The sequence below is a fragment of the Streptococcus downei MFe28 genome (assembly GCF_900459175.1).
GTDB classification, from domain to species: Bacteria; Bacillota; Bacilli; order Lactobacillales; family Streptococcaceae; genus Streptococcus; species Streptococcus downei.
This window is the reverse complement of record NZ_UHFA01000002.1, coordinates 2,037,892-2,064,714: the sequence shown is the minus strand read 5'-3', so window position 1 is coordinate 2,064,714 and position 26,823 is coordinate 2,037,892. Positions and strand designations below refer to the sequence as shown.

General features: G+C 43.0%; 32 protein-coding genes, 1 tRNA gene and 1 pseudogene. 30 read left to right on the top strand and 4 right to left on the bottom strand.

The genetic code is table 11. From position 1 onward, the window contains the following. The first annotated feature begins 12 nt into the window (after window positions 1–12). From DYE66_RS09910 to DYE66_RS11190, 10 genes are all read left to right on the top strand, one after another. Window positions 13–600, top strand: a complete 588-nt coding sequence (locus DYE66_RS09910) for a hypothetical protein (protein WP_115325167.1) — start codon at window positions 13–15, stop codon at window positions 598–600. A 287-nt stretch (window positions 601–887) separates the two neighbouring features. Beyond that, the gene (locus DYE66_RS09905) at window positions 888–1,580 is read left to right on the top strand and encodes an amino acid ABC transporter permease (RefSeq protein ID WP_002997193.1); all 693 of its coding nucleotides are present in this window, start codon (window positions 888–890) and stop codon (window positions 1,578–1,580) included. After that, window positions 1,577–2,311, top strand: coding sequence for an amino acid ABC transporter ATP-binding protein (locus DYE66_RS09900; RefSeq protein WP_002996920.1), 735 nt, complete (start codon window positions 1,577–1,579; stop codon window positions 2,309–2,311). The genes DYE66_RS09905 and DYE66_RS09900 overlap by 4 nt, the downstream gene beginning before the upstream one ends. A gap of 289 nt (window positions 2,312–2,600) precedes the next feature. Next, complete coding sequence (locus DYE66_RS09895) at window positions 2,601–3,077, top strand: ferrous iron transport protein A (RefSeq protein ID WP_002996574.1); 477 nt, start codon at window positions 2,601–2,603, stop codon at window positions 3,075–3,077. A 1-nt stretch (window position 3,078) separates the two neighbouring features. Continuing rightward, entirely contained in the window at window positions 3,079–5,232 is a 2,154-nt protein-coding gene (feoB, locus tag DYE66_RS09890) for a ferrous iron transport protein B (protein ID WP_002997451.1), read from the top strand. A 419-nt stretch (window positions 5,233–5,651) separates the two neighbouring features. Next, on the top strand, window positions 5,652–5,798 hold the full coding sequence (locus tag DYE66_RS09885; RefSeq protein ID WP_002997166.1) for a FeoB-associated Cys-rich membrane protein: 147 nt from the start codon (window positions 5,652–5,654) through the stop codon (window positions 5,796–5,798). Between the two features lie 285 nt (window positions 5,799–6,083). Further along, window positions 6,084–6,941 carry a bifunctional methylenetetrahydrofolate dehydrogenase/methenyltetrahydrofolate cyclohydrolase gene (locus DYE66_RS09880; RefSeq protein WP_002996854.1) on the top strand — a complete coding sequence of 286 codons (858 nt, stop codon included), beginning with the start codon at window positions 6,084–6,086 and terminating at the stop codon, window positions 6,939–6,941. After that, entirely contained in the window at window positions 6,938–7,780 is an 843-nt protein-coding gene (locus DYE66_RS09875) for an NAD(P)H-hydrate dehydratase (protein ID WP_002996646.1), read from the top strand. The genes DYE66_RS09880 and DYE66_RS09875 overlap by 4 nt, the downstream gene beginning before the upstream one ends. A 134-nt stretch (window positions 7,781–7,914) precedes the next feature. Continuing rightward, complete coding sequence (locus DYE66_RS09870) at window positions 7,915–8,202, top strand: hypothetical protein (protein WP_002997409.1); 288 nt, start codon at window positions 7,915–7,917, stop codon at window positions 8,200–8,202. Between the two features lie 23 nt (window positions 8,203–8,225). Further along, window positions 8,226–8,549 carry a DUF6036 family nucleotidyltransferase gene (locus DYE66_RS11190; protein WP_002996999.1) on the top strand — a complete coding sequence of 108 codons (324 nt, stop codon included), beginning with the start codon at window positions 8,226–8,228 and terminating at the stop codon, window positions 8,547–8,549. A gap of 276 nt (window positions 8,550–8,825) precedes the next feature. Here DYE66_RS11190 and DYE66_RS09860 read toward each other — a convergent pair whose 3' ends face one another. Next, a complete protein-coding gene (locus tag DYE66_RS09860) occupies window positions 8,826–9,482 on the bottom strand; it encodes a prepilin peptidase (RefSeq protein WP_002996790.1) in 657 nt (218 codons plus the stop codon). 265 nt (window positions 9,483–9,747) lie between these two features. Here DYE66_RS09860 and DYE66_RS09855 point away from each other — a divergent pair, with 265 nt between their 5' ends. The 18 genes and pseudogenes from DYE66_RS09855 (at window position 9,748) to DYE66_RS09770 (ending at window position 23,680) form a co-directional block, all read left to right on the top strand. Further along, the gene (locus DYE66_RS09855) at window positions 9,748–10,272 is read left to right on the top strand and encodes a Dps family protein (RefSeq protein ID WP_002996912.1); all 525 of its coding nucleotides are present in this window, start codon (window positions 9,748–9,750) and stop codon (window positions 10,270–10,272) included. 232 nt (window positions 10,273–10,504) lie between these two features. After that, a complete protein-coding gene (locus tag DYE66_RS09850; RefSeq protein WP_029236882.1) occupies window positions 10,505–10,729 on the top strand; it encodes a YqgQ family protein in 225 nt (74 codons plus the stop codon). Then, window positions 10,722–11,687, top strand: a complete 966-nt coding sequence (locus DYE66_RS09845; protein ID WP_002997312.1) for an ROK family glucokinase — start codon at window positions 10,722–10,724, stop codon at window positions 11,685–11,687. Before DYE66_RS09850 ends, DYE66_RS09845 begins: the two co-directional genes overlap by 8 nt. A 75-nt stretch (window positions 11,688–11,762) precedes the next feature. Continuing rightward, window positions 11,763–12,152 carry a rhodanese-like domain-containing protein gene (locus DYE66_RS09840; RefSeq protein ID WP_002997091.1) on the top strand — a complete coding sequence of 130 codons (390 nt, stop codon included), beginning with the start codon at window positions 11,763–11,765 and terminating at the stop codon, window positions 12,150–12,152. A gap of 101 nt (window positions 12,153–12,253) precedes the next feature. Continuing rightward, window positions 12,254–12,324 (top strand) — tRNA-Thr (locus DYE66_RS09835). 73 nt (window positions 12,325–12,397) lie between these two features. Further along, a complete protein-coding gene (locus DYE66_RS09830) occupies window positions 12,398–13,162 on the top strand; it encodes an alpha/beta hydrolase family protein (RefSeq protein WP_002997228.1) in 765 nt (254 codons plus the stop codon). Window positions 13,163–13,164: 2 nt separating this feature from the next. Next, window positions 13,165–14,103, top strand: coding sequence for an AEC family transporter (locus tag DYE66_RS09825; protein ID WP_002996423.1), 939 nt, complete (start codon window positions 13,165–13,167; stop codon window positions 14,101–14,103). 40 nt (window positions 14,104–14,143) lie between these two features. Further along, a complete protein-coding gene (locus DYE66_RS09820; RefSeq protein ID WP_002996786.1) occupies window positions 14,144–14,398 on the top strand; it encodes a DUF1912 family protein in 255 nt (84 codons plus the stop codon). A gap of 202 nt (window positions 14,399–14,600) precedes the next feature. After that, window positions 14,601–14,939 (top strand): helix-hairpin-helix domain-containing protein, encoded by a 339-nt coding sequence (locus DYE66_RS09815; RefSeq protein ID WP_002962117.1) that lies wholly within the window; start codon window positions 14,601–14,603, stop codon window positions 14,937–14,939. Window positions 14,940–15,294: 355 nt separating this feature from the next. Then, window positions 15,295–15,864: a TetR/AcrR family transcriptional regulator gene (locus tag DYE66_RS09810; RefSeq protein WP_002996434.1), complete on the top strand. Its 570-nt coding sequence runs from the start codon at window positions 15,295–15,297 to the stop codon at window positions 15,862–15,864. A 103-nt stretch (window positions 15,865–15,967) separates the two neighbouring features. After that, window positions 15,968–16,246: pseudogene (locus tag DYE66_RS11150) on the top strand (hypothetical protein). Window positions 16,247–16,287: 41 nt separating this feature from the next. Continuing rightward, window positions 16,288–17,049: a ferredoxin reductase domain-containing protein gene (locus DYE66_RS09800; RefSeq protein ID WP_002997213.1), complete on the top strand. Its 762-nt coding sequence runs from the start codon at window positions 16,288–16,290 to the stop codon at window positions 17,047–17,049. Window positions 17,050–17,351: 302 nt separating this feature from the next. Further along, window positions 17,352–17,918 carry a GNAT family N-acetyltransferase gene (locus DYE66_RS09795; RefSeq protein ID WP_044123723.1) on the top strand — a complete coding sequence of 189 codons (567 nt, stop codon included), beginning with the start codon at window positions 17,352–17,354 and terminating at the stop codon, window positions 17,916–17,918. 36 nt (window positions 17,919–17,954) lie between these two features. Continuing rightward, entirely contained in the window at window positions 17,955–19,046 is a 1,092-nt protein-coding gene (locus tag DYE66_RS09790; RefSeq protein WP_244914172.1) for a hypothetical protein, read from the top strand. Then, window positions 19,039–21,690, top strand: coding sequence for a valine--tRNA ligase (locus DYE66_RS09785; protein WP_002997072.1), 2,652 nt, complete (start codon window positions 19,039–19,041; stop codon window positions 21,688–21,690). The genes DYE66_RS09790 and DYE66_RS09785 overlap by 8 nt, the downstream gene beginning before the upstream one ends. A gap of 114 nt (window positions 21,691–21,804) precedes the next feature. Next, window positions 21,805–22,101 carry a type II toxin-antitoxin system RelB/ParD family antitoxin gene (relB, locus tag DYE66_RS09780; RefSeq protein ID WP_002997275.1) on the top strand — a complete coding sequence of 99 codons (297 nt, stop codon included), beginning with the start codon at window positions 21,805–21,807 and terminating at the stop codon, window positions 22,099–22,101. After that, window positions 22,082–22,432 carry a type II toxin-antitoxin system RelE/ParE family toxin gene (locus tag DYE66_RS09775; protein WP_002996813.1) on the top strand — a complete coding sequence of 117 codons (351 nt, stop codon included), beginning with the start codon at window positions 22,082–22,084 and terminating at the stop codon, window positions 22,430–22,432. Before relB ends, DYE66_RS09775 begins: the two co-directional genes overlap by 20 nt. 150 nt (window positions 22,433–22,582) lie before the next feature. Then, entirely contained in the window at window positions 22,583–23,680 is a 1,098-nt protein-coding gene (locus DYE66_RS09770) for a HEPN domain-containing protein (RefSeq protein ID WP_002996732.1), read from the top strand. Window positions 23,681–23,779: 99 nt separating this feature from the next. Here the strand turns inward: DYE66_RS09770 and DYE66_RS09765 are convergent, their stop codons facing one another. Both DYE66_RS09765 and DYE66_RS09760 read right to left on the bottom strand, forming a co-directional pair. Continuing rightward, window positions 23,780–24,067, bottom strand: a complete 288-nt coding sequence (locus DYE66_RS09765; protein WP_002997078.1) for a Txe/YoeB family addiction module toxin — start codon at window positions 24,065–24,067, stop codon at window positions 23,780–23,782. Beyond that, window positions 24,064–24,303 (bottom strand): type II toxin-antitoxin system Phd/YefM family antitoxin, encoded by a 240-nt coding sequence (locus tag DYE66_RS09760; RefSeq protein ID WP_002996844.1) that lies wholly within the window; start codon window positions 24,301–24,303, stop codon window positions 24,064–24,066. The genes DYE66_RS09765 and DYE66_RS09760 overlap by 4 nt, the downstream gene beginning before the upstream one ends. Window positions 24,304–24,502: 199 nt before the next feature. Here DYE66_RS09760 and DYE66_RS09755 point away from each other — a divergent pair, with 199 nt between their 5' ends. Both DYE66_RS09755 and DYE66_RS09750 read left to right on the top strand, forming a co-directional pair. Then, a complete protein-coding gene (locus tag DYE66_RS09755; RefSeq protein ID WP_019788103.1) occupies window positions 24,503–25,552 on the top strand; it encodes an ATP-binding protein in 1,050 nt (349 codons plus the stop codon). Between the two features lie 106 nt (window positions 25,553–25,658). After that, on the top strand, window positions 25,659–25,946 hold the full coding sequence (locus DYE66_RS09750) for a UPF0158 family protein (protein WP_167410117.1): 288 nt from the start codon (window positions 25,659–25,661) through the stop codon (window positions 25,944–25,946). 217 nt (window positions 25,947–26,163) lie between these two features. Here DYE66_RS09750 and DYE66_RS09745 read toward each other — a convergent pair whose 3' ends face one another. Beyond that, complete coding sequence (locus tag DYE66_RS09745; protein WP_002996692.1) at window positions 26,164–26,814, bottom strand: amino acid ABC transporter permease; 651 nt, start codon at window positions 26,812–26,814, stop codon at window positions 26,164–26,166. Between the last annotated feature and the right edge of the window lie 9 nt (window positions 26,815–26,823).

The following is a 26,823-nucleotide window of genomic DNA, read 5'->3' as shown; positions in this document are numbered from 1 at the left end:
ACGGAGGAGACTATGACAGAAAATACGAATTCAGGAGCCAGTAAGTACCAAACCTACCTTATCATGAAGAACACCGCATCGAGCTTAGGGTTTATAGCACTCGTTCTCGTCCTTCTCATAGGGGCGACCCCTCGCCAGTCTTTCATCTATTCCAATCTTTTTAGCTTCCTCTGGACAGGCTTGAAGGTAGGAGGCCTGCAAGGCGGTGAGTGGCTGGTCTTGATAGCCTGTGGGCTCCTTGCCTTGACAGTCATTCTAGGTCAGATTAATCTGATGCGATACGTGAAAATCAAGGGAACCGATAAGGTCTTGCAATGGCTAACTTCTTGTCTAGGCATCATAGCTAGCCTCCTAATGGGCTACTGTCTGCTGGTTGGTTTAGTCTTAGTACCTGGCATTTTCTCCTTGCTACTTCTCATTCTTCTAGCAGCCAGCCTAGCCCTAGCTATTGTCAACCTTTTTGTCGGAATGGATTTCTCATTTGCGCCCGTGACCAGTAGCCAGTCAAGCACTGATAGTAGCCTTAGTCAGCCTGCTCAAAGTAAGCAAGCTACTGACAAGTCTGTAGCAGAAGAAGAGGAAAACTCACCATTTTTCTAAAGCAATTTAGATAATTGGAGCGATAACTATGCCTCGCCTAAAAAGCTGATTGGAGGTCTCTGCCAGCCTGGCAGGGCTTCCAATTGGCTTTTTATTTATCTGTCCTCTGACCTTTTCAAAAAATATACAAGAATCAATGAAAAATCAGAAAATTATAAAATGATATTGTATTATTATTCATTTTATGGTAAAATAATTTACAAATTTATTGACAAGGTGGCCTTGAAAGTGAGCCACTAATTGTCATGAGAAAGCTGCCTTTGGCTATCTAAAATAGGAGTAAATCTGTGAATTTCGATTTTTCTTTCTTGCCCAAATATTGGGGTTATTTCAACTACGGTGTCCTTGTCACCGTTATGATTTCTGTCTGTGTAGTCTTTTTGGGGACCATTCTAGGGGTCCTAGTCGCTCTAGCAAAACGCTCAAATATCAAGCTGTTAAATTACCTAGTTAGCTTTTATGTCTGGGTCTTTCGCGGAACTCCCATGGTTGTGCAAATCATGATTGCCTTCCTCTGGATGAATTTTAAGAGTGCTCCCACCATTGGGTTTGGAACAGTGGAGCTTGACTTCTCCCGCCTGATTCCAGGGATTATCATCCTTTCGCTTAACAGCGGGGCCTATATCTCTGAAATCGTTCGGGCTGGGATTGAAGCTGTTCCCAAGGGACAAGTGGAAGCGGCCTATTCCTTGGGGATTAAGCCAGCCAAAGCTATGCGCTATGTGGTTTTACCCCAGGCCTTCAAGAATATTTTGCCAGCTCTGGGTAATGAATTTATTACCATCATTAAGGATAGTTCCCTCTTGCAAACTATCGGGATTATGGAACTCTGGAATGGGGCTCAGACTGTTCTAGCAACCACCTACGTTCCGCTGGAACCTCTCTTGTTTGCAGCCTTCTACTACCTCATGTTGACAACCGTTCTGACGGCTGGTCAGAAGTGGCTTGAAAATCGTCTTGGGAAAGGACAAAAAGCATGACTGATACCTTGATTAGTATAAAAAATCTGCATAAATATTTTGGTAAGAATGAAGTCCTCAATGGGATTGATTTGGACATTGAAAAAGGCGAAGTTGTTGTTATCATTGGCCCGTCGGGTTCGGGTAAATCAACTTTCCTTAGAACCATGAATCTTCTGGAAGTTCCGACCAAGGGGACTGTTAGTTTTGAAGGTGTTGATATCACTGATAAGAAAAACGATGTTTTCAAAATGCGTGAAAAGATGGGGATGGTTTTCCAACAATTCAATCTTTTCCCTAATATGAATGTCCTAGAAAATATTACTTTGGCGCCAACCAAAGTCAAGGGTCAATCTAAGAGTCATGCTGAAGAAAAGGCTTATGAACTCTTGGAGAAGGTTGGGCTTAAGGACAAGGCCAAGGCCAATCCTACCTCTCTTTCAGGCGGACAGCAGCAGCGGATTGCCATTGCCCGTGGTTTGGCCATGGATCCTGATGTCCTCCTCTTTGATGAGCCAACGTCAGCCCTCGACCCTGAAATGGTCGGAGAGGTTTTGGCTGTTATTCAAGACCTAGCCAAGTCTGGTATGACTATGGTCATTGTCACCCATGAAATGGGCTTCGCAAAAGAAGTGGCCGATCGGGTCATTTTCATGGACGGTGGCGTTATCGTTGAGGAAGGAAGTCCTCAAGAAGTCTTTGACCATACCAAGGAAGACCGAACCAAGGACTTCTTAGGGAAAGTACTCTAAATCAAGAGAGATAGATTGATGGACCCCAGTAGATGGGGTTCATTTTTTAGTAAGGGTAAGGTTGAGATAGTCAAAGGGCTAGCCCCAAAGTCGCTAGCTTGCGACCAATAGCAATGGATGGGCGAAAATAGCTGGTCAACCAGAGCAATTCCTTCAAAAAGGGGCTAGAGATTCTAATCTTTGGCTCCTTTTTGAAATGATTCCAATCTTCTGAAAACGCTTATTTAACAGGCTTTTCTATGGTATAATGAAGGCAGAAAAATTTTCCGAACGGGTAGAGGAGGCCTAAATGATTTTACAAGAGGCGGATTTGAACAAATCCTACCAGATTGCCAGCATTAATCTACCAGAAGTTAGTCTGCGCCATCTGGCTAATCTGGGCCTCAAGGTAGGCACGACTCTTAAAGTTCTTTCCAAAACCAAATCCAGCGCTATTATCGTCTTAAAGGCTAATCGTCTGGCTTTTGATACCTCGATTTTGGCCAATATTGATGTGACCGAGCTGTCCGAGGAACAGGAGACTCTCCCTCTGTCTGACTTAGAGGTAGGTCAGTCTGCCTATATTGACAATATCCTTGCCCTCAATGAAGCCAAACGTCGCCTGATGGATATGGGCCTGACTAGGCATACCAAGATTTACCTCCGTAAGGTTGCTCCTCTAGGCGACCCTATCGAAATTAGCTTGAGGGGTTATGAATTATCCCTGAGAAAGTCAGAAGCCCAAATGATTAGTGTCGTTAGAAGTAAGGATCAGGAGGAGGATTAGTATGACAGAAATTGCCCTTATTGGTAATCCCAACAGCGGTAAGACCAGTCTCTTTAACCTCTTGACGGGGACCACTCAGCATGTGGGAAATTGGCCCGGCGTTACCGTTGAGCGAAAGAGCGGTCAGGTGAAAACATTGCCAGGGGTCAACGTCCAAGACCTGCCAGGGATCTATTCCCTTTCGCCCTATAGTCCAGAAGAAAAGATCGCTAGGGATTATCTCTTAAGCAACCATGCCGATGCTATTTTAAATGTCGTGGATGCCACAAATCTGGAGCGCAATCTCTATCTGACTACCCAACTGATTGAAACGGGCCTTCCAGTCACTCTAGCGCTCAATATGAGCGATGTACTCAAAAGCCAAGGTAGGACTATTAATAGCGAGAAGCTTGCCTACCAGTTAGGCCTGCCGGTTATTGCTACCAGCGCTCTAAAAAATACAGGTGTGGACAAAGCTATTAAGAAGGCCAGCCAAACAACCAAAGCTAGGGTGGATGACATCCAGTATCCGACCTATGATGACAAGTTTGAAGCGGCCCTGGCTCAGATTATCCAAGTACTGGGGCAAACGGTTCCCCAGCGCTCCAATCGCTTCTATGCCATTAAACTTTTTGAACGAGATAAATTGATCACTTCCGAAGTCAACCTTTCTCCTTTTCAAAAGTTAGAGATTGACGACATCATCAAGATTACCGAGGAAATCTTCACCGAGGATTCAGAGACTATCGTGGTCAACCAGCGCTATGCCTTTATCGAACGCGTTTGTCAAATGGCTCAGAGTCAAGATGATGACATCAAAATGACCCTGTCGGACAAGATTGATAAGATTGTCACCAATCGCATTTTGGCCCTGCCAATCTTTGCTCTGGTCATGTTCCTGGTTTACTACCTCTCCATTCAGACGGTGGGTACCATGGGGACAGATTGGGTCAATGATGTTCTCTTTGGCCAATATATCCCTGATCTTGTGACCCAATTCCTTCAAGACCTGCATGTGGCAGACTGGCTCCAATCCCTGATTGTCAATGGGATTGTTGCTGGTGTCGGAACGGTACTAGGTTTTCTGCCTCAGATTTTTGTCCTCTTTGTCTGTCTGGGCATTCTGGAAGATATCGGCTATATGAGCCGAATTGCCTTTGTCATGGATCGCATTTTCAGGCGTTTTGGCCTTTCGGGTAAATCCTTTATTCCCATGTTGATTTCAACAGGCTGTGGGGTGCCAGGTATTATGGCCAGTCGGACCATTGAAAATGAGCGGGACCGCAGGATTACGATTATGACAACGACCTTCATGCCTTGCTCGGCTAAATTGTCCATCATCGCTCTGATTGCAGGGGCCTTCTTTCCCGACAGTCCCTGGGTGGCTCCAAGCACCTACTTTATGGGAATGCTGGCCATCATCTTTTCGGGAATTTCCCTCAAGAAGACTTCTTTCCTAGGTGGCTACACCAGTCCCTTCATTATGGAGCTACCTAGTTACCATCTGCCTAAGGCTAGAGCGGTTCTGCGGTACGCAACTGGCAAGGCTCTGAGCTTTGTCAAGAGGGCTGGGACCATTATTTTTAGCTTGACGGTTCTGATTTGGTTCCTGTCTTCCTACAATTTCACCTTCCAAGCGGTCGAAACGGACCAGAGTATCTTGGCCAGTCTCGGCCGTCTCCTAGCCTGGATTTTCACACCCCTGGGCTTTGGGAACTGGAAGGCGACTGTGGCAGCTCTGACAGGTCTTGCGGCCAAGGAAACCGTGGTGGCTACCTTTGGGATTCTCTACCACAATCCAGACGCGACGGAAACCAGCAAGGCTCTCTGGACCAGCCTCCAAGGGGACTATACAGCCCTGGCGGCCTATTCCTTTTTGACCTTCAACCTCCTTTGTGCCCCTTGTTTTGCGGCCATCGGAACCATACGCCGGGAAATGGGCAATCTCAAGTGGACCCTCTTGGCCATTGGCTTTCAAACAGGCCTAGCCTACTTGGTCAGTCTGGTTATCTACCAGTTAGGGCTAGTCTTTCTCTACGATCAAGCCTTTAGCCTGTGGACAGGCCTAGCCTTCTTGATTATTGGGCTCATGCTCTACTTTATCTTGAGAAAACCACGCCAAATCAAGGAAGAAGTCATTAGCTTAGACAACCTTCCCTTGGCTGATCGAACTTAATACTCAATGAAAATCGAGATTAGCCGAGGCAAGGAGTAATGACATCAAGTCACTAAAGTGACTGATGTCCAACGGCAATCTCCATAGCGATTGCCTAGCTCCCTTACTAACCTCACAAAGTTGGTGAAATCGACCAACTTTGCTCTGCATCGCACGAACTGTAGATAGCTCAAAAGGTCTGGTAGACCTTTTGAGGTTGGAAATAGGGAAAGCTTTGCTTTCCTCAGTAAGTACAGCAAGGTGAGTTAACGACGCGACGCGAGGTAGGAACTGTCGTTGCCACAGTTTATACAGAGTTAGCCAGGGATATAGAAAACTACAATCGTAGTTTTCGTAGTCACTCTAATGAGAAATCATAGAGTGACTTTATCCGTGGATAAATTTTGATTTTCGAAGAGTATAAAAAGGAGATGTAAACCATGTCAACCTATATTATTGCAGGTCTGATTGCTCTGGCTGTCATCGCAGGTCTGCGCCATTATATTAAACAAAAGGGTTCCTGTGGGGACTGCGATTGTGCCTGCCCCGTCAAAGAAGAAATGCACAAGCACCAGAAACTCAGCTAGTTGGTCATAGACTAGAAAGCTTGATGGTTGCAGGGAATTGAGGTCACTCCTAGTCTACCTATCCAAGATATTCTTTGGGCCATCAGGCACCCATGAGAAAGCCATTCCAAAAGGGGTGGTTTTTTGCTATAATGGGAGCAAGAATTTGGGGACTTTCGTCCAGTGGATGAAGGTAGTCTGAGACTAGGCACTAAAAGCCAAGGGACTCAAGATTTAACTCTAGCTTTTCAAGAAGATTAGACAAAAACTAGCCTGTTCAGGCAAGAAAACTAATTGGGAGTAAGCATGACAGCAAAGATCATTGATGGCAAGGCTCTGGCCAAGAAAATGCAGGGCCAGTTGGCAGAAAAAGTAGCCCAGCTAAAAGACCAGCATGGAATCGTTCCAGGTCTGGTGGTTATTCTGGTCGGTGATAATCCTGCTAGCCAGGTTTATGTCCGCAATAAGGAGCGCTCTGCTCTAGCTGCTGGCTTCACCAGCGAAACCGTCCGCCTATCGGATAGTATCAGCCAGGAGGAGTTGCTGGCTCTTATTGAGAAGTATAATCAGGATCCAGCCTTCCATGGGATTCTGGTCCAGTTGCCCCTCCCTAGCCATATTAACGACAAGAGGGTCATTTTGGCCATTGACCCCAAGAAGGATGTCGATGGTTTTCACCCCATGAACACCGGCCACCTCTGGTCAGGCCGTCCTCTCATGGTTCCCTGCACGCCAGCTGGCATCATGGAAATGCTGAGGGAGTATGAGGTTGACCTAGAAGGCAAGAATGCCGTCATCGTTGGTCGTTCTAATATTGTCGGCAAGCCTATGGCCCAATTGCTCCTGGACAAGAATGCGACCGTCACCCTGACCCACTCTCGCACCCGTCATCTGGATCGGGTTTGTAAGCGGGCCAATCTCCTGATTGTTGCAATCGGTCAGAGAAATTTTGTGACTAAGGATTATGTCAAAGAAGGGGCAGTCGTGATTGATGTCGGTATGAACCGTGATGATGATGGCAAGCTGATTGGTGATGTCAAGTTCGACGAAGTGGCTCAACTGGCCAGTCTCATTACGCCTGTTCCCGGTGGTGTTGGCCCTATGACCATCACCATGCTCCTGGAACAAACCTATCAAGCAGCCCTGAGAAGTGTGAGCTTATGATGATTGATGAAAAAGTCCTTAAAAATCTTATCCAGCCCCGTCCCCTTAAGAGTCATAAGGGGACTTTTGGGCGTGCCCTCCTCATTGGTGGCCTCTACCCCTATGGTGGTGCCATTATTATGGCTGCCCTAGCGACGGTCAATAGCGGAGCTGGTTTGGTGACGGTGGCTAGTGCCCCTGCCAATATCCCAGCCCTGCATAGTCATCTGCCGGAAGCCATGGCCTTTGACCTAGCTGATCAGGCCCTCTTAACTCAGCAAATTCATTCCAGCCATGTCATCCTGATTGGCCCAGGACTGGGAGATTCCCCTCTGGCACAGAAAGGCTTGGATCTAGTTTTGAGTCAAGTGCAAGCAAATCAAACCCTGATTATTGATGGCTCAGCCCTAGATTTACTGGCCAAAAAAGACCAAATTAGCTGGCCTACGCAAAAAATAGTCCTAACCCCTCATCAAAAGGAATGGGAGCGCCTCTCAGGTATCGAAATTTCCCAACAGAATCAAGAAAATGCTAGGGAAGCTCTGGCCCACTTTCCCAGCCAAACCATCCTAGTGGCCAAGTCCCATCAAACGACAATCTATGACCAGACTGGCCAAGTCGCTCAATTGACAGTCGGGGGTCCTTATCAGGCAACCGGTGGCATGGGCGATACCCTAGCAGGTATGATTACGGGCTTTGTCGCCCAGTTTAGGGAAGACCTCTTTAAGAGCGTGGCAGGAGCTAGTTACCTCCATTCAGCCATCGCCGACGACCTAGCCCAAGATGCTTATGTTGTCCTCCCAACCCGTATCAGCCAGGAAATTCCAAGCTGGATGAAGAAGATGAGTGAGGAGGATTAGAGCAAATTCAATTGAGGAGTAAATTTTTATGGGCTAAATTCTATTCTCTTTATAAACCAAGTGAGAAATTGAAATAAGGGGTTTGATAGGCTATAATGAACTTAAAGGACAGTTGAAAAAGGAGGAAAAACCTGATGACAGCTTGGTATGATTACATGATTAAGGCAAGCAGAGAATCTCAAGGTGATGGGGACTTGTGGTTTAGATACCTGTACAAGGTAATTCAAGACAGTGATACAAAATTAAGCCCAAAAGATGTTGAAGAACTCCTCAATAGTCACCAACTCAGCCCTTTTCAAAAAGTGACTCTTCATGATGCTATGACAGAAGGAACCTATACAAGGGAACATGTGCTGAATGCTAATAGGAAGTCAACCTCAAGAGATATTCTACAGCTTTACAGAGAGGGGAAATATGGATAAAAAGACCTTATTTGAAGCTTTAAATGAAGAAGGAGGATATTACTCTAGAAGTTATCGGTGTTGGAGGTTTTGTCCTAGAGTATTATAATTTACGCGGAACACAAGATGTTGATGCCTTCTACCAGGAGAATACTAAGATTTTAAGCATTATAAAACAGGTGGGTGACAAGTTTGGCGTCAATGAGCCAGATGAACTTTGGTTGAACAACTCTGTATCCAATCTGAATAAGGTACCGCCAAAATCAGCTTGCAAAGTCATCTACAATTTTTCTAATCTCAAGGTCTTAATTCCGACTCTTATTTACATAGTAGGAATGAAAATGGAAAGTGGAAGAAATCGGGATTGACAGGATATTGGTGAGATTATTCGTTTAGCAAATATTTCATCTCCTAAAGGGCTCCTTAATGATTTGAAGGGTTACAATTTTAATATTAATATATCAATTTTATTGGAGGCATTCGAGATTGCTTATGGTACAGAATGGCTTGCAGAATATATGAGCAATCACATAGATGAGTTTAAAGAGTACTAATAAAAAGGGTTGAAGTATCTTGTTAATGATATGATTGTTTTGCCATATTATACCTTGTATCTTGGTTCTAAGAACCAAATACCAGGCTCCTCACCCCATCTCCATCAAACCCAACTCCACCAGATAAGCTAGACTCAAGAAGGGCAGGAAAGGAACTGCTCTTTTTTCTTTGTGACTGATGATAAAAAGAATGGCTAGGAGGCTCCCCAACTGAATCAACCAGAGCAGGGAAGGCAGGTCGAGGGTCAAGGCCAAGAGGGCCAGGTAGTAGAGGTCGCCCTCGCCAATGCCCAAGGGAAGAATTTGCGCTAAAATTCCTAAGAGGAGAAGGACTAGGGCGGTGGTATTGCTCCCCCAGAAAAATAGTGTGACTAGCCCTGCCAATAAAATGATGATTAAGGGATAGTCTTGATTTTTCAGGTCGTAGAGGCTGAGGGTCAGGCTGAGCATGACCAAAAAGACTTGTGTCCAACTCAATCCACCTACCCAGCCAAGATAGAAAGCCAGGGCACAAGCGGTTTCTAAAAGGCAATAGCTGACAGGGATTTTGGCACTGCAAAAACGGCAACGAAAGCCATTAGCCATTTCCGAGACAATGGGAATCAAGTCCCAAATGGCCAAGGTTTGACCACAAGAGTCGCAATGACTGCGGGGCCAGAGAATTGATTTTTCTGGGAAGCGGTCGACCACCAGACCCAGAAAGGAGCCTAGACTGGCTCCTAGTAAGAGAATTAAAAGTGTTTCCATACTTATTAGTCCGAAAATAATTCAAATGGTTGCATAATTGTTGACCTTGGACTATAATAAGGGTGTCAGTAGATAAGAATGATTCTAAATAAGAATTATCTGTCAACTGACCAATCCTAAAAATCCTTTCTGGGACTGTTTTATATAGATCAAGAGCTTAGGAAATGTTCTATGAAAATAGAGGCGAGGGAGCGTTCGACTTTCCAGAACCGTCAATGTTTTCATTCGGCACCATACCTAAGTTCAATTATAAGGAGGTTTTCTTATGTCTAATTCCGTAGAGGCAATTGCCAATCAAGAGGCTCAAAGAGCTCAAAATCTTTCAGGTTCTCGTCCCAAGACCAAGGCTGTCCTCAACCAAGCTGTTGCGGACTTATCCAAGGCTTATTCCATCGTTCACCAAGTCCACTGGTATATGCGAGGACGTGGTTTTCTCCATCTGCATCCAAAGATGGACGAATACATGGATGCCCTCAATGCTAATTTGGATGAAATCAGCGAACGGTTGATTACCCTGGGAGGCGACCCTTATTCAACCCTAGCTGAATTTGACCAAAATTCCAACCTGACTGAGGAAAAGGGGACTTGGGACAAATCCATGGAAGACCACCTGCGTCGCTTGGTAGAAGTCTATACTTACTTGGATAAACTTTACCAAGTCGGCCTTGATGTGACTGATGAAGAAGGCGATGCCCCAAGTAATGACATCTTCACAGCAGCTCAGGCAGATGTTGAAAAAACTCTCTGGATGCTCCAAGCCGAACTTGGCCAAGCCCCAGGCTTGGATTAAAAACATGACATTTTCAAAATCGACGTCATTTTGAAAATGCAAGAGTGAAGTAGCTAGGGAAGCTACCATAGCTTGAGCAATTTATAAATAATAGGAAGGGACGACCTTTGGGGCCGTTCTTTTTTAGACCAAGCCTCTTTCAACACTTGTCAGAAAATCAGACTTGAGAAAAATTCAGAAACCGCTTCCTGATGACCTTGAAAGCGTTCGCTTTTTTTGTTACAATTTGCTTATGAAAACCTTGTACGATGTTCAGCAGTTGCTCAAACGCTTCGGTATAATCGTTTATCTGGGCAAGCGGCTCTACGATATTGAAATGATGAAAATTGAGCTAGAGCGACTTTACCAGTCGGGCCTTCTAGAAAAGGAGGACTATCTGACAGCGGAGTTAATTTTGCGACGGGAGCATCGCTTGGAAAAAGAAAGACTAGAAGCGAAAGGTAACAATCATGGCTAAGAAATTATTGGGAATTGACCTCGGTGGGACCACCATCAAGTTTGGCATTCTAACGACGCAAGGAGATGTCCAAGAAAAATGGGCGATTGAAACCAATATCTTGGAAGAAGGCAAGCACATCGTACCTGATATTGTCGAGTCCCTCAAACATCGTCTGTCACTCTACAATTTGACCAAGGACGATTTTATCGGTATTGGTATGGGTTCGCCTGGCGCTGTTGACCGGGATAAAAAGACCGTGACAGGAGCCTTCAACCTCAACTGGGCCAAGACTCAAGAAGTTGGTTCGGTCATTGAAAAGGAGGTTGGCATTCCCTTTGCTATTGACAATGATGCCAATGTCGCTGCCTTGGGTGAAGCCTGGACAGGAGCTGGTGGCAATAATCCTGACGTGATTTTGGTGACCCTCGGAACTGGTGTCGGTGGTGGCATTATCGCTGATGGCAACCTCATCCACGGGGTTGCTGGTGGCGGTGGTGAAATTGGCCATATCAATGTTCAACCTCAGGATGGTTTTGAGTGTACCTGCGGTAATAAAGGCTGCTTAGAAACCGTGGCCTCTGCAACTGGTGTCGTCCGACTGGCTCGCTTGCTAGCGGAAGCCTATGAAGGCGATTCGAAAATCAAGGCCGCTATTGATAATGGCGATAGCGTCAGCAGCAAGGATATCTTCCAGGCTGCAGCAGCTGGGGATAAGTTTGCGGATTCAGTTGTCGAAAAGGTGGCCTACTACCTAGGCCTAGCAACTGCAAATCTGGGCAACACCCTCAATCCAGATTCCATTGTTCTGGGGGGCGGGGTTTCAGCGGCTGGTGAATTCCTTCGCAGTCGGGTCGAAAAATACTTCCTGCAATTCGCCTTCCCTGCTGTTAAGACCTCAACAAAGATTAAGATTGCCGAGTTGGGAAATGATGCCGGCATCATCGGTGCAGCTAGTTTAGCCCGCAAATTCGCTTAAAATGTAATTCTCGTCCGCTGACCAACCTTGGCGGACTTATCTATTCTGAATTTGTAAAAGGAGAAAATTTCTACTATGTCACAAATGCTCATTAATTGGATTTTAGTCGCTGTCATCCTACTTGGCTTTATCGCCTGGGCAACTTGGCGCTATTTTCGGATTCGTCGTGCTGCCAAGTTCATTAATAATAGCGAATTTCAAGAGCTCATGCATCAAGGACAGATTATTGATTTGCGAGGCTCCAAAGCTTTTCAGGACCAACATATCCTAGGGGCACGTAATTTCCAAATCCAACAATTCAAGGAATCTCTATCTTCCTTACGCAAGGACAAGCCTGTCCTCCTTTATGATAATATGCGGGGCCAAGCCATTCAAAGGGCAGTCCCCATCCTCAAAAAGGCTGGTTATACTCAGGTTTATGTCCTAGAATCTGGCTTTGAAAACTGGAATGGCAAGACCAAGTAGGTCCAAGTTTGCAAGTCTTGAAAAATTTAGGGAAATTTCGGGTAAATTTTTCAAATTTATATCTTGTCAGAGAAAAGCGACTATGGTATTATAGATAGGTAGCCGCTGTAGTTAAATGGTATAATAGAGCAATGGTAATGCTCCGTTCCGAGTTCGATTCTCGGTGGTGGCAGTCTAGGTGAGAGGGTTGAAACGTCTGTTTCAACCCTCTCTTGCATTATATTGGCACACAGGAGGTGCAGAAGATGACTGTTCAAGATTTATGGCTCAAACGAGATGACTTTAAGATTTATGGCAAATACTATTGTCCAGATGAGGGTACAGGCAAACTTCCCTTGATTATCATGTCCCACGGGTTTAGGGGCAGTCACTTGGGCACCCAGGTCTATGCCCAGGCGGCATATGAGGCAGGTTACGCCGTCTATTCTTATGATTTTGTCGGCTCAGGAGATGGCTCTGCCAAGCAGAGTGAGGGGGATTTCCTTGATATGTCCGTCCTAACTCAAGCAAAGGACCTAGAAGCTGTCCTTATCCAATTACGGGAGCGACCTGAAATTGATTCCAATCGTGTCTATCTCATGGGCGAGAGCCAAGGGGGATTTGTCTCTGCTTATGTAGCTGGTAAAATTCCTGACCAGATTGCAGGGCTAGTTCTTCTTTACCCAGCCTTTGTCCTCCAAGATGATGCTAAAAAGCGGGTGGAAGCCTACGATAATGGTCCTCAAGCCACTATTGTTATGGGGACCCAAATCGGTGCCATCTATAATCAGGATGCCCTCTCCTTTGATATTTATCAAGTGCTGGCTGGCTATAGGAAGCCAGTCCTCATTGTCCATGGCGATAGCGATAAGATTGTGCCCCTAGCCTATTCTGAGCGGGCCCAAGCCAGCTATCATCAGGCACAATTACTGGTTCTGCCAGGAGCTGGCCACGGTTTTCATGGCCAAGATATTCAAAGGGCGACTCAAGCCATGCTAACTTATTTAGCGGACCGTGAAGGGGGCGAGTGACCTTGTCTGTCTTTTTACAGAGTATCTCAGGCATTATCACCATCATCATTATGATAGCGGTCGGCTATGTCCTAGCTAGGCGAGGCTGGTTTGATGACAAGTCGTCCAGCTTGATTGCCCGCCTAGTCACCCAGATTGGTCTGCCCTGTTATATGATTGAGACCATTGTTGGTCGTTTTTCAGCGGGTGACCTCAAGACCATGTTGCCCCAGTTGCGCTATCCAGCTATGTCCATGGTTATCCTTTTAGCTATTGCCATGGCCTTTGCCCAAATCTTTCAGGTCAAAAAGTCCCACCGCGGTCTCTTCACCTCCATGTTCTTTAACTCCAACACCGTCTTTGTTGGCCTCCCCATCAATCAAGCCCTCTTTGGCGATGCTAGTGTTCCCTATGTTTTGGTCTATTACATGTGTAATACCACCTTCTTTTGGACTATTGGTCTCTATTTGATTCAACGAGATGGCGAATTGGGTCAAGGGCTCAGCTGGAAGGACAGCCTCAAGAAAATCTTTTCGGCTCCCCTATTAGGCTTTATGGTGGGCGTAGCCTTGGTTCTTCTAAGAATCAAGTTACCTCATTTTCTCTTGTCAGATTTGACCTACTTGGGCAATATCACCATTCCCTTGTCCATGATTTTCATCGGAATTTCTATTGCCAAACTGGGTCTGTCCAACCTGCGCTTGGGTAAGGACCATCTCCTCATTCTCTTAGGACGATTTATGGTGGCTCCCCTGCTTATGACCTTCATGGTCATGCCAACCAGGATGCCCCACCTGATGAAGGAGGTCTTCATCATCCAGTCGGCCATGCCAGTTATGACCAATGCCCCTGTTGTCTCCAAACTCTATGGGGCCGATGCCGATTATGCAGCTGTCATGGTAACCGAGACCACCCTCATGACCCTAGTCGTTATACCAATCTTGATGGTTTTGCTGGGCTAGGTTATAATGGTACCTAGCTATTATAAAAAAGGAGTCGTCAATGACCTACGAACAAGAATTTTTAAAAGACTTTGAAGACTGGCTCAAGACCCAGATTTTAGTCAACGAAACTGCTGTCAAAACCAGCCAGCAGGTCTGGGAAGAAGATGGCGACGAGCGAGCTAAGGAAGCTGCAATCCGCTATGAAAGTCGCCTAGATGCCTACCAATACTTGCAAGGAAAATTTGCCAACTACCATCAAGGCAAGTCCTTCCATGACCTACCTGATGATTTGTTGGGAAAACGGAGCTATTGATATAGGGACAAGAAAAGTTGTTCCGAGACTTTCTTCTCGTTCATTTACTTGACATAGAATTGCCCCCAAATTAGCCATGAAAGTGCAAAATTAGATTACAATTCTGTAAAGAATGGCCTGGAATAGCGATTTCTGGGCTTTTAAGTGTTTATTTTCTGAAAAGAACCTGCTATAATAGTAAAAAAAGTTTTTGGAGTTAAGAATGTCAAAAAAGAAAAATCGTAAAAAAGCACTGAAATTGCAAATGAAACGTCAAGGTCTCATCAAGGGCCAAGCTGCTCAAGAGACTGCAGCGGTCAAGCCGGCGGCTCCTAAGAAGCCAGCTCAAACGAAGGCCCAAGTCAAGTCAGCTCCTAAAGCAGAAGCGACTGATGTTTTTGCAGGTCTCAGTGCTGCTAAGCAAGCTAGTCTTGAAGAAGCAGGCTTTAAGTCACAAGCAGACTTTGCCAAAGCTTCTGAAAAAGATGTCTTAGCTGTCAAGGGCATTGGCCCAGCAGCTATTACTAGCTTGAAAGAAAACGGCGTTGTATTTGCTGACTAATCAAGAAATTGCAATATAAGCGGTAGTGGCTGATTAAAATTAAAAGCTTGCACTACCGTTCTTAATAGAAGTTTAATCCTATCTGGCACCATGCTGGATAGTTTTTTTGTTCTAATAGGAGAAAAGTTTAGTCCCTCACTTAGGAGATTGTTTAGACTGCCCCAACCTAAGCGACTTCAGTCCCTCGAAAAAATTGTGCTTTTCCTCGGATTTGGATAGCGAGGTGAGTAACCAGAGTTTAGGAAAATGTAAGATTTTTACGGTTGCTGATTGACAATTACTGTAAAAGGTATTAAAATATGAATGAACAAAGGTAATAATTCATTCATTTTTTTTAAAAAAGAAAGGAGCTTCCATGACTATCGACAAAAAACAGCAACTGAAAGCTGTTGCACACGAAATCTTCTCCCAGAAAGGCTATAAAGCGACGGGTATTTCAGAAATTACTAAGCGAGCTGGTGTAGCAGCTGGAACTTTTTACAATTATTATGCCGCCAAGGAAGATATTTTCCTTGATGTTTACATTGACGAAAATAATCGTGTGAGGCAGATTATAATGGATGATATTAATTGGCAGGGGGAGTTGCCAGAGGTAGTGGGTCAGCTCTTTGGGAAGTCGCGTAGCCTGATTTCTACCAGTAAAATCATGTCTGAGTGGTATAATCCCGCTGTTTCAGATTTATTGCATAGTTACTATGATTCGGAGAAAGGCAGAGCTGATAATGCTTTCCATCAGTTTTTGCAGACGACCTTCACTAAGCGGATGCAGGAAGCAGGTTTTACCGCTGAGAAAATCCAAGAGGTCTTCCAGGTTTATCAGCTCTTTTATTATATGGACATGCATATTACCGAGCAAGATTTTCCAAATATTAGTCAAACTATTGAAAGCCTAGCAACCTACTTTGTCAAAGGACTTTTGAAATAAGGAATTCCACTTCTTTATTTTTACAAAGATATGAATGAATGTTAAAATCTATTCATTCATATTCATCGAAGGGGATACGATTATGAATAAAAATGAATGAAGTATTGCAGGCCTTTGCCTTACGATCGTGGAAGCTTTGGTTCTTGTATGGAGGATGACAGAGTTCCCTGTCGGACTTAACCCTGATTTCATGTTTTTTGCAACAGGTGGGTGTCCTTCTGGCGATAGGGCTCTGCATGATTTCGGGTCTGCCTGCTATTTTTCAGGTCGGTGGTATCTGCCTAGTGCCCCTCGTTACTAAGTCTACATCTACAGTCTGCCGGATGTGTCTAGGATTGTTAAACTAATGGGCTTTGTACCAGTTATCGCTCTGACCGCTTGACTGTCTCTTAAGTTTTAGAAATAGGTGCTAAGGAGTAAGAAATGAAAGGACATTCTAAAATGCTAAAAATAATTCTAATATTGCTTGCTATCGGACTAGTAGGCTGCTTGATTACTTGGGGCGTGATTGCTTATCTGGGGCGTAGCCAAGCTTTGACCGTGAGGTCTATTGAAAACCCAAGTGGTGATCTTTATCTCATTCATCTCAAAAAGCCGAAAAATATGACTTGGGAGCCAGGCTCTTACGCTAAAGTTACCCTTCCTGAGGCCGAAGAAAGTGGGCAAAAGAGCCGATGGTTGACTCTGGCTTCCAATTCTGATGAGAATGAGATTCTCCTTCTCACTCACAAGGGTAGCAGTAGTTTCAAGAAGCATCTGACATCCCTGTCTGTCGGCTCCAAGGTCAAAATTAGTTGGATAGAATCCTCTCTAAAAATTAAGGATAAGCAGACACCGTTGGTTTGCTTTGCTTCAGATGTAGGAATTGCAGCCTTGCGTCCTTTGGCACTTAAACAGGCTGGCAAGCGTGAAATAGTCCTCAATCACTTAGATAAAGGCGTTAACGTTTTTGATGAAGAAATGAAAGGACTGGCTAATCAAGAATCCCTGTTCACTTATGACAGAAGCGCTAGTCTTTCTCAAAGTAAGGCTAGTCTTGAAAAAGCTGTGAAAAAATACGGAAACAGGGGCACTTATCTTGTGGCTGGTCAGCCAGATGATGTTAAGGCGATGAAGGCTTTTCTGGCTGACCAAGGTATTACTGCTGATAGGATTAAAAGCGAAACTTTCAGAGGATTGAAATAAGGAACAGACTCTAGGAAGGAAGTAAGAAAATTCCCTATCTATGCTTCAAACGGAATTGCAATTTATCGAAAAATCTGCTAGAATTAGAAAAATCAGAGGTGTTTTGAAACCCATTTGTTACAGAAAGCGGTCCTGCTGAGAAATCCGCACAGATGTCAAAACTGGTTGCTGAAAAATTAAGCGAAGCAGATAATTAAGTTGCGGACGCTAACCGTCCGAATTTGGGTGGTACCGCGGATAACACATTCGTCCCTGTCATATAGATGGCAGGGGCGATTTTTTGTAGAAAGCGAGGGAGGAAGATGACAAGAGCAGCATTACCAAAACGAATAGAGACCGAGCGACTTGTCTTGCGAGTCCGTACAGTAGCTGATGTCGAGGATATCCATGCCTATGCTAGTCTGCCAGAGGTTGCCTATCCAGCAGGCTTTCCACCCGTCAAGAGCTTGGAAGATGAGATTTATTATCTGGAGCATATCCTTCCCGAGCGTAATGAAAAGGACAATCTCCCAGCTGGTTACGGCATTGTGGTCAAGGGAACCGAAACCATCATCGGTTCTGTCGATTTCAACCATCGGCACGAAGACGATGTGCTAGAACTTGGCTATACCTTGCACCCAGACTATTGGGGACGAGGCTATGTGCCCGAAGCGGCGAGTGCCTTGATTGACCTAGGTTTTAAAGATTTAGGTCTTCACAAGATTGAACTGGTCTGCTTTGGCTACAATGTCCAAAGCCAACGAGTTGCAGAGAAGCTTGGTTTCACTCTTGAAGCTCGCATGAGGGATCGCAAAGATGCCCAAGGAAATCGCTGTGACAGTCTGATATATGGCTTGCTGAAGAGTGAGTGGGAGGGTTTAAACTGTTAGTTGAACTGTTCGAAAAATTTGAACAGTTGGGATTTATTGAAGAATTTCGAAAGCGAGGTTAGAAGATTGGAAATAAGCCAGATTATTACTCTAATTAGTGGAGCTGGTCTAGGGGCTATTTTGAGTGCAATTTTAGTTTTCGTTAATAATAGTAAAAGAAATCAACTTGATTATATTACTAAAGAACGCTCTGAATGGAGAAAAAGCATAAAGTTGATAATTGTTGATTTACTAGACGGAAAAAATAGGAAGTCTGCAGTTAGTAGACTTAAATCACAAATCAATCCATATGGCTCTGATATGAATGTAAAATATATTAATGATTATTACATGAAAGATGGACATATTTGGGATCTTTTAAGTAATTTTGATTACTCAGAGGAAAAGTCACAAAAGCTCAGTCAATACCTAGAACTGCTCCTGAAATATGATTGGGAACGTTCAAAAAATGAGGTAGGAATTGGTCGTGCTGCCCTATGGAATCTTTTAAGATGGGGACTGATATTTTTAAATACAATAATGTTTTTCTGGGCAAACAATGTAAACAACATACTCAATATATATTTATCTTTTTTTTCAACTATTTTTTTAATTTTGCAATATTTCCTGATAAAATTGCTATCTAAGCTCAATTTTGATTCGCGAAAAGAAAAAATAATTTTATTCCTTTCTTTCATAATGGTGTTTGTATTCCCTTATTTATATTCCCTTTATTTAACAATTATTTTATTAAATTTTTATAATCTGATTAAAGTAAATTTGCTAGTAGACATCCTGCCAGTAATCTTAATGCTAATTATAATTTCTTCAGAAATTTTTTTCCTTTATCAAATTTTCGATATAGGTCATAAATATATTTCTCAAATAAAAAAGATAGAAAAAAATAAGACAGATTTAGAGTTGAAATATTACGGAATTTATAATTTAAACTATAGATTGAAACAAAAATCATGGGATATAAAATATAATATAACAAAAGAAGATGTTAATAAACTAAAAAAAGAACAGATAAAAATACGCAAGAAAATAAATAAGAAACAAAATAAGAAATTAAAAAAGAAGCTAATTAAAAAATTAATTAAAAAACTAATTAGGAAACTAATAATTAAGGAGAACACACATGTCTAAAGAACTTTCACCTAAATACAATCCAGCCGAGGTTGAGGCTGGTCGTTACCAAAAATGGCTTGATGAAGATGTTTTCAAGCCTTCAGGAGATAAAAAGGCTAAGCCTTACTCTATCGTCATTCCGCCACCAAACGTTACAGGTAAGCTTCACCTTGGTCACGCTTGGGATACAACTTTACAAGATATCATTATCCGTCAAAAACGTATGCAAGGTTTTGATACGCTTTGGCTTCCAGGGATGGACCACGCGGGGATTGCGACTCAGGCTAAGGTTGAGGAGCGCTTGCGTGGTGAGGGCATTACGCGTTATGACCTGGGTCGTGAATCTTTCTTGACGAAAGTCTGGGAATGGAAAGACGAATATGCCGCTACTATCAAGGAACAATGGGGCAAGATGGGTCTCTCTGTAGACTACTCACGTGAGCGTTTCACCCTTGATGAAGGTTTATCAAAAGCCGTTCGCAAGGTCTTTGTCGAGCTTTATAAAAAAGGCTGGATCTACCGTGGTGAGTTTATCATCAACTGGGACCCAGCAGCTCGCACAGCCCTTTCTGATATCGAGGTTATTCACAAGGATGTGGAAGGTGCCTTCTACCACATGAACTACATGTTGGAAGATGGTTCACGTGCTCTTGAAGTGGCAACAACTCGTCCTGAAACCATGTTTGGGGATACTGCCGTAGCGGTTAATCCAAATGATGACCGTTATAAAGACTTGATTGGTCAAAATGTTATCTTGCCAATCTTGAACAAACCTATCCCAATCGTTGGCGATGAACACGCAGATCCTGAATTTGGTACTGGTGTGGTTAAAATCACTCCTGCTCATGACCCTAATGACTTCTTGGTTGGTCAACGTCATAACTTGCCGCAAGTCAACGTCATGAACGATGATGGTACCATGAATGAATTGGCTGGTGAATTCAACGGTATGGACCGCTTTGAAGCACGTAAGGCCGTTGTTAAGAAATTGGAAGAAATCGGTGCCCTTGTTGAAATCGAAAAGATGACTCACTCAGTTGGTCACTCAGAGCGTACAGGTGTGCCTGTTGAACCACGTTTGTCTACTCAATGGTTCGTCAAGATGGACCAATTGGCCAAAAATGCTATCGCAAACCAAGATACAGACGATAAGGTTGATTTCTACCCACCGCGTTTCAATGATACCTTCCTTCAATGGATGGAAAATGTCCATGACTGGGTTATCTCTCGTCAGCTCTGGTGGGGTCACCAAATCCCAGCTTGGTACAATGCTGAGGGTGAAATGTATGTTGGCGAAGAAGCACCAGAAGGCGACGGATGGAAACAAGACGAAGATGTCTTGGATACTTGGTTCAGTTCTGCCCTCTGGCCATTCTCTACCATGGGCTGGCCTGATGTCGACTCAGAAGACTTCAAACGTTACTTCCCAACGTCAACGCTTGTCACTGGTTACGATATCATCTTCTTCTGGGTGTCTCGTATGATTTTCCAATCATTGGAATTCACAGGTCGCCAACCATTTAAGAATGTCCTTATCCACGGTCTCATCCGTGACGAGCAGGGCCGCAAGATGTCCAAGTCTTTGGGCAATGGTATTGACCCGATGGATGTTATTGATAAATATGGTGCTGACGCCCTGCGTTGGTTCCTGTCCAACGGTTCAGCTCCGGGCCAAGACGTGCGTTTCTCTTATGAAAAAATGGATGCCAGCTGGAATTTCATTAACAAGATTTGGAATATTTCCCGCTACATCCTTATGAATAATGAAGGCCTGAGCTTGGATGAAGCCACAACCAATGTTGCCAAAGTAGCAGCAAGCGAAGCAGGAAACGTGACAGATCGCTGGATTCTCCACAACCTCAATGAAACCATCGCCAAGGTCACCGAAAACTTTGACAAGTTTGAGTTCGGTGTGGCTGGCCATATTCTCTACAATTTCATTTGGGATGAATTTGCCGACTGGTATGTCGAGCTGACCAAGGAAGTCCTCTACAGCGATAACGAAGCGAAAAAAGTCATCACCCGCTCCGTTCTCCTCTACACCCTGGACAAGATTCTCCGTCTGCTCCACCCAATCATGCCATTTGTCACCGAAGAAATCTTCGGCCAAATCTCAGATGGCTCCATCGTGGTTGCCGACTATCCGACTGTCAACCCAGCCTTTGAAAATCCGGAAGCCCACAAGGGCGTGGAAAGCCTCAAGGACCTGATTCGTGCCGTTCGTAATGCGCGTGCCGAAGTCAACGTTGCGCCAAGTAAGCCAATCACCATGCTGGTCAAGACCAGTGATAGCGAGCTGGAAGCCTTCTTCAAGGCCAATGTCAACTATATTAAGCGCTTCACCAATCCAGAGCACCTGGAAATTGGAAGCAGACTTGAAGCGCCTGAGCTCTCCATGTCAGCTCTTATCTCTGGTGCAGAAATCTTCTTGCCGCTCGCAGACCTGCTCAACGTGGAAGAAGAATTAGCCCGCCTCAACAAGGAACTGGCCAAGTGGCAAAAGGAACTGGATCTGGTTGCTAAGAAATTGGGTAACGAACGCTTTGTCCAAAACGCCAAACCAGAAATCGTCGAGAAAGAGCGACAAAAACAAACCGACTACCAAGCTAAGTATGATGCCACAGTGGTGCGGATTGAAGAGATGGAGAAGTTGGCCAAGTAATATAAAAAAACAAAGCAATCTCACATTTACTACGTGGGATTGTTTTTTCTTGCCAAATCTATCGAAAAAGTATATATAATAAGCTATACAAAAAAATAGTTTGGAGGATAGTTTATGCCAGCTATAAAAGAAGGAACTCAGGTTTCATTTAAGACGGATCCCACGCTTTTGCGGAAGGCCAAGAAGGTTTTAGCAGATAATGGGACGGATATGACTAAGACTTTAAATCTCTTTTTGCAAAATGTAGTAGAGAGAAAAGAAATTCCATTAATGACAGAGGACGAGCTCAGACGTGAACGTTTAATTAACCAGCTTCAAACCGAAGTAGCTGAGAGTATCGCTGAATATAAGGCTGGACGCAGTATTCCCTTGGAAGAGGTAGCGAAACGTTATGGAATTGAAGACTTATAAAGTTGTTTTGTCATCAAGAGCCCTTAAGCAGATTGATACCATTCATGATTATATTGCCTTACAGCTCCAATCTCCCCTGGCAGCGCGCAAACGGGTTCAAAAGATGATACTTGCCACCAGACGGTTGCAAGTCTTCCCCCATGCTGGATTCAATGTGGATGAGAAATTAGGCATTAGACTTCATACCGATTTTCAGACCTATGGTTTTGTGGAGGGGAAATACCTCCTCTTCTATACCATTCATGAAGAACAGTCTCTAGTGCTTATTTCCCACATCCTCGATTACCGCAGTGATTATCTAGAATTGCTGATGCAAGATGGTTCGGAATGATAGACATTGATGTTGAATTTTTATAGTGATATAAATGGACGTATTGCTGGGATGGTGAAGTTGGAAACGTGAAAGTAACACAACTGGGAAGGAATGTGTTCTTTTGCTGTAACTTTTAATCTTATATGAAAATTATAAAGGAGAGTTTTTATGAACATAATAGTAACAGAAATTAACTTTTTGGAAATTGAACCGGAAGATTGTCTAGATTTTGATTTTATACTAAGCGACCAAAGCAATATCTCAGTTAAATTGACAACAGCACATCGTTTTTTAGAAAACAAGAAGAGTTTTTCTAAAAACTTTAAAGAAAAGTTTGGAACTGTTCGCTATGACGAATTCTGTAGAAAACTGATACTTGCAGAGATTATTAAATTTTCCCATGATGATAACATAATTCATAGAGAGTTAGCTGCTACTGCAGTAAACAATGTTGAAGTAAAGAACCTTGCCGATAAGATTTATTCAAGTTATCAATATGATTTACAAATAAAGGCAGTGTCATTGTCAACAGCTATCTGGCTAATTAAAGATTCATGTGTTCAATCTACTTTGTCCTATACAATTTTAGATAATAGTTACAGTTCAGCAGCTAGTTCAGATATGTACTATACACTAGCTAATGGTAGTCACAAGTCCTCAGTAATTAGGAAAGATGAGATAAAGCGATTAAAAGATTACTATGAATTAGTTTATCCTCTAATAAATAAGCGTATTGGTAATAAAGAAATAGAGATGACTCATATTGGTCCTAATTTTGCATCATTGGAGAACAGCAAAATTGATAGAAGTGGTTTTTCGAGTTACACGAGAGCACTCGTATTTCTTCAAGAAGCAAGAAATAGTGGTTTACTCGCCTCAAAGATTGATAAGTATTTACAAATTTTACAATGCCTATATGCATTTTCTGATGGTACAAGGCGAATAGGAAGAAAACTGAGAAATATTTCGGCGAATCTTCTTACAGACGATTCTAAAGAAAAGAAAATAATCACTGATAATATTGCAATAGCGTATAAAATAAGATCAAGACACACTCATGGCAATAAATTAAATTTTAGTCAAAGAGAAATCGAAGATATTTCCAAGAAATTAGATGAATATGTTAGAGGTATATTATTAAAATTGTTACCTAATAAGGAATTAAATTACTCTGATGAAGAAACGCAAATTTTTGTTAGAGATAGAATGTTAGAATTTAACGAGGGAAACTTCACTAATTATTTTAAAAGAATTTTGAAGCGGTAATTCCAGGTATAAACTTCATAATAAACCTAAAAATGGTACGAATCTATAATAATAGTAAAACCGCCACTTAAAACTAGCTTGTAAGTAGCGGTTTTTGTACTATTTCTTTGGTACTCGTTGCTCATAGTGAGACCATGCTGACCAGATTTTAACAAGCTTTTGCTTTTTATCAATGGTATAAACAACTCTGTGCTGAACATTGATACGCATGGAATAAATCTCTCTATTTTTAGGGTTTAACTTTTCCATACGTCTGACACGACTATAAGGATTTTCTTTGAGAATAGCAACAATTTCATTAAAATCCTCTTTCAAGCTTGCCTGCTCTAATTTTGGGATATCATCCCGTTTGACAAGTTTATGAGGGATTATAATCCATTGACTCATAGGGCATCCTCGAGTGAAAAATCATCTTCGGTTTCATTTTCCATACGGTCGAGAACTGTAGATAGAACACCCGTATTTTCAAGATATTGTAGTTCCTTTAACGCACGGTAATCTGCCAAGGACATAAGAACCACACCATCCCCCTCGTTACCAACAGAAATTTCCAATTCCTCGTGATTTTCGATAACCGATTTTGCAACATTGTAGATGTCTTTTCTGAAACTTGTAAGATTCATCTCGTTTCCTCCAATCTTTACCATTATAGTAACGTATCTTTTGACGTACGTCAATGCTTTTTTTTGTTTTTGATTGTTTAGCTTACCGTGAGTTCGTTCATTTACTACTCCTTGCCAAAACTTATATAAAGTTATATAATAAAACAAAAGTTATATAAACTTATATAAGAATGTTAAAGTTATAAAAGGAGAGAAAATTATGGAGAGTAACCCTTTTACTTTGGGCTTCGGGAAGACTCCGCATACCTTCATTTCCCGTACCTCGGAGATACAAAATGTCATTGAGGATTTTAATTCGGACTTGTCTGCTTCGCAGTCTTATTTGATTACCGGGGTGCGTGGTTCAGGAAAAACAGTGACCATGACAGCAATTGCCAACTCTTTGAAAGAAGAGGGGGAGTGGATAATTATCAATCTCAATCCCAATCGTCCTCTTTTGGAGACTTTAGTTGTCAAGCTTTACGATCAGCCAGATTTGCAGCCCTTGTTTATCAAAGCCAAGTTTAATTTATCCTTGTTTGGATTAGGGGCTTCCTTTGAGAAGGTGGCACCGGTTAGTGATATCGAAGTGGCCTTGGAGAAGATGCTAAATCAGGTTAAGGAAATTGGGAAAAAGGTCCTAGTGACCATAGATGAGGTGACCAAGTCAGAAAATATTAAGATTTTCACAAGTAGCTTTCAGCTCCTAATCAGAGAAGACCTGCCAATTTTTCTCTTAATGACCGGTCTTTATGAAAATATTCATGAACTCCAGAATGACTCTACCCTGACCTTTCTTTACCGTGCCCCAAGAATTAATCTCGAACCTCTGGATATGGTATCCATCAAGAATCGCTATAAGGAGATTTTTAAAATTCCTGCTAGTAAGGCTAAAAGAATGGCTGAACTGACCAATGGCTATTCCTTCGCCTTCCAGACCCTGGGTTACTTGTGTTGGAAGAATCGAGACTTCTTGGAGGATGAAACCGCCCTCTTACCTGCCTTTGATGACTATCTCCAGAGCTATGTTTACCAAAAATTATGGACGGAAATTTCTCCCCAAGATCGCAAGGTTCTGTCTGCCCTATCTGGTGAAAAGCCAACTAAAGTCAAGGTGTTAAGGGAGCAACTAGGTTTTAGCTCTAGTATGATGTCGGTTTACCGAGAGCGCCTTAAACGAAAAGGTCTGATAGATGTTAGTCATTACGGCTACCTCTCCCTGACACTTCCGCGTTTAAATCACTATATTTTGGATTATGAAGAAATGTAAAGATGCAGGTCTTAGCGTGCTCTTTTTTCGAAAATAAGGGAGGCCAATAAACACAGTTGAGTGGTACTGATTGTCCTCTTATTACGACAAAGAAAAGGACGACCTTTTGGACGCCTTTGATGACACGGTCAATGGTACAAGGGACTTAGATTGGATTGATGATATTGAGTTCAATGAAAGGGGGAATTATGTTGCCTTGCCCTCCTTCTTTGATAGAAATGACTATCTGTTGATGAAAGACTTTATTGCAAATAGGTCTTCAGCTGACCAAGAAATAGCTTTGTCTAAGGCTATAATCGGTCATGGTGCCTTTAGGCATTTTAAAAAGTTGCTCTACCAATTTGGACTAGAAGAAGATTGGTATCGCTTTATACTCAATAAAAATCAAAAATAGCCAAGGCAACGAACTGCAGGCAGTACTTGGGTACGGCAAAGTGAGTTAACGATGGATAGTCTTGATTTTTGAAGAGTATTAGTCCAAAATCTGGTCATTTCATACCAATTGGCTTAAAAATTCTTTGATTTTTCACCCCACACAAAAACCGACTAGCGCTTGCTAATCGGTTTTTCTTAAGTCTTACTTCTTGCTTCAAATGGACTTGCTTGCCAGATTACTCTGCTGATTGTTCCCACTTCTTGGAGAGGTGGCGAGAATAGCTGGAGATGAGGAAGTTGACGAGGAAGTAAGCTGCTGCCACCATAAAGTAGAGGGTGAAGATTTGGCTGGTTTCAAAGTATTTGCCCATGAGGATTTGGCTCTTACCGAAGAGATCTTGCAAGGCGATGACGGAGTAGAGGAAGCTGGTATCCTTTACGACCGTAACGAATTGCGAGATGATGGATGGCAACATCTTGCGGATAGCCTGGGGTAGTACGATGATGCGTAAAACCTGAAACTGGGTAAAACCTTGGGAGAGACCGGCTTCGGTTTGCCCCTGGTCAATGGCATTGAGACCACCTCGAATAATCTCTGCTAGGGCAGCCGAAGTAAAGATGGTGAAGGCCGTAATCCCAGCTATGGTAGCCTGCAGTTGGAAGACCAAGAAAACAATGAAAATCCAAAGCAGGTTAGGGACATTGCGGACGAACTCAATATAGATACTGGCAATTAGTTTGACAATCTTATTTTTTCCATTACGCATGACAGCCAGAATCATTCCAAAAATAGTCGAGAGGACAATAATGATAAAGGAAAGATAAATAGTTGTCCAGAGCCCTTGGGCTAGGAATTTTAGATTATAGGGTGCTAATAAATCTGACATTACTGACCT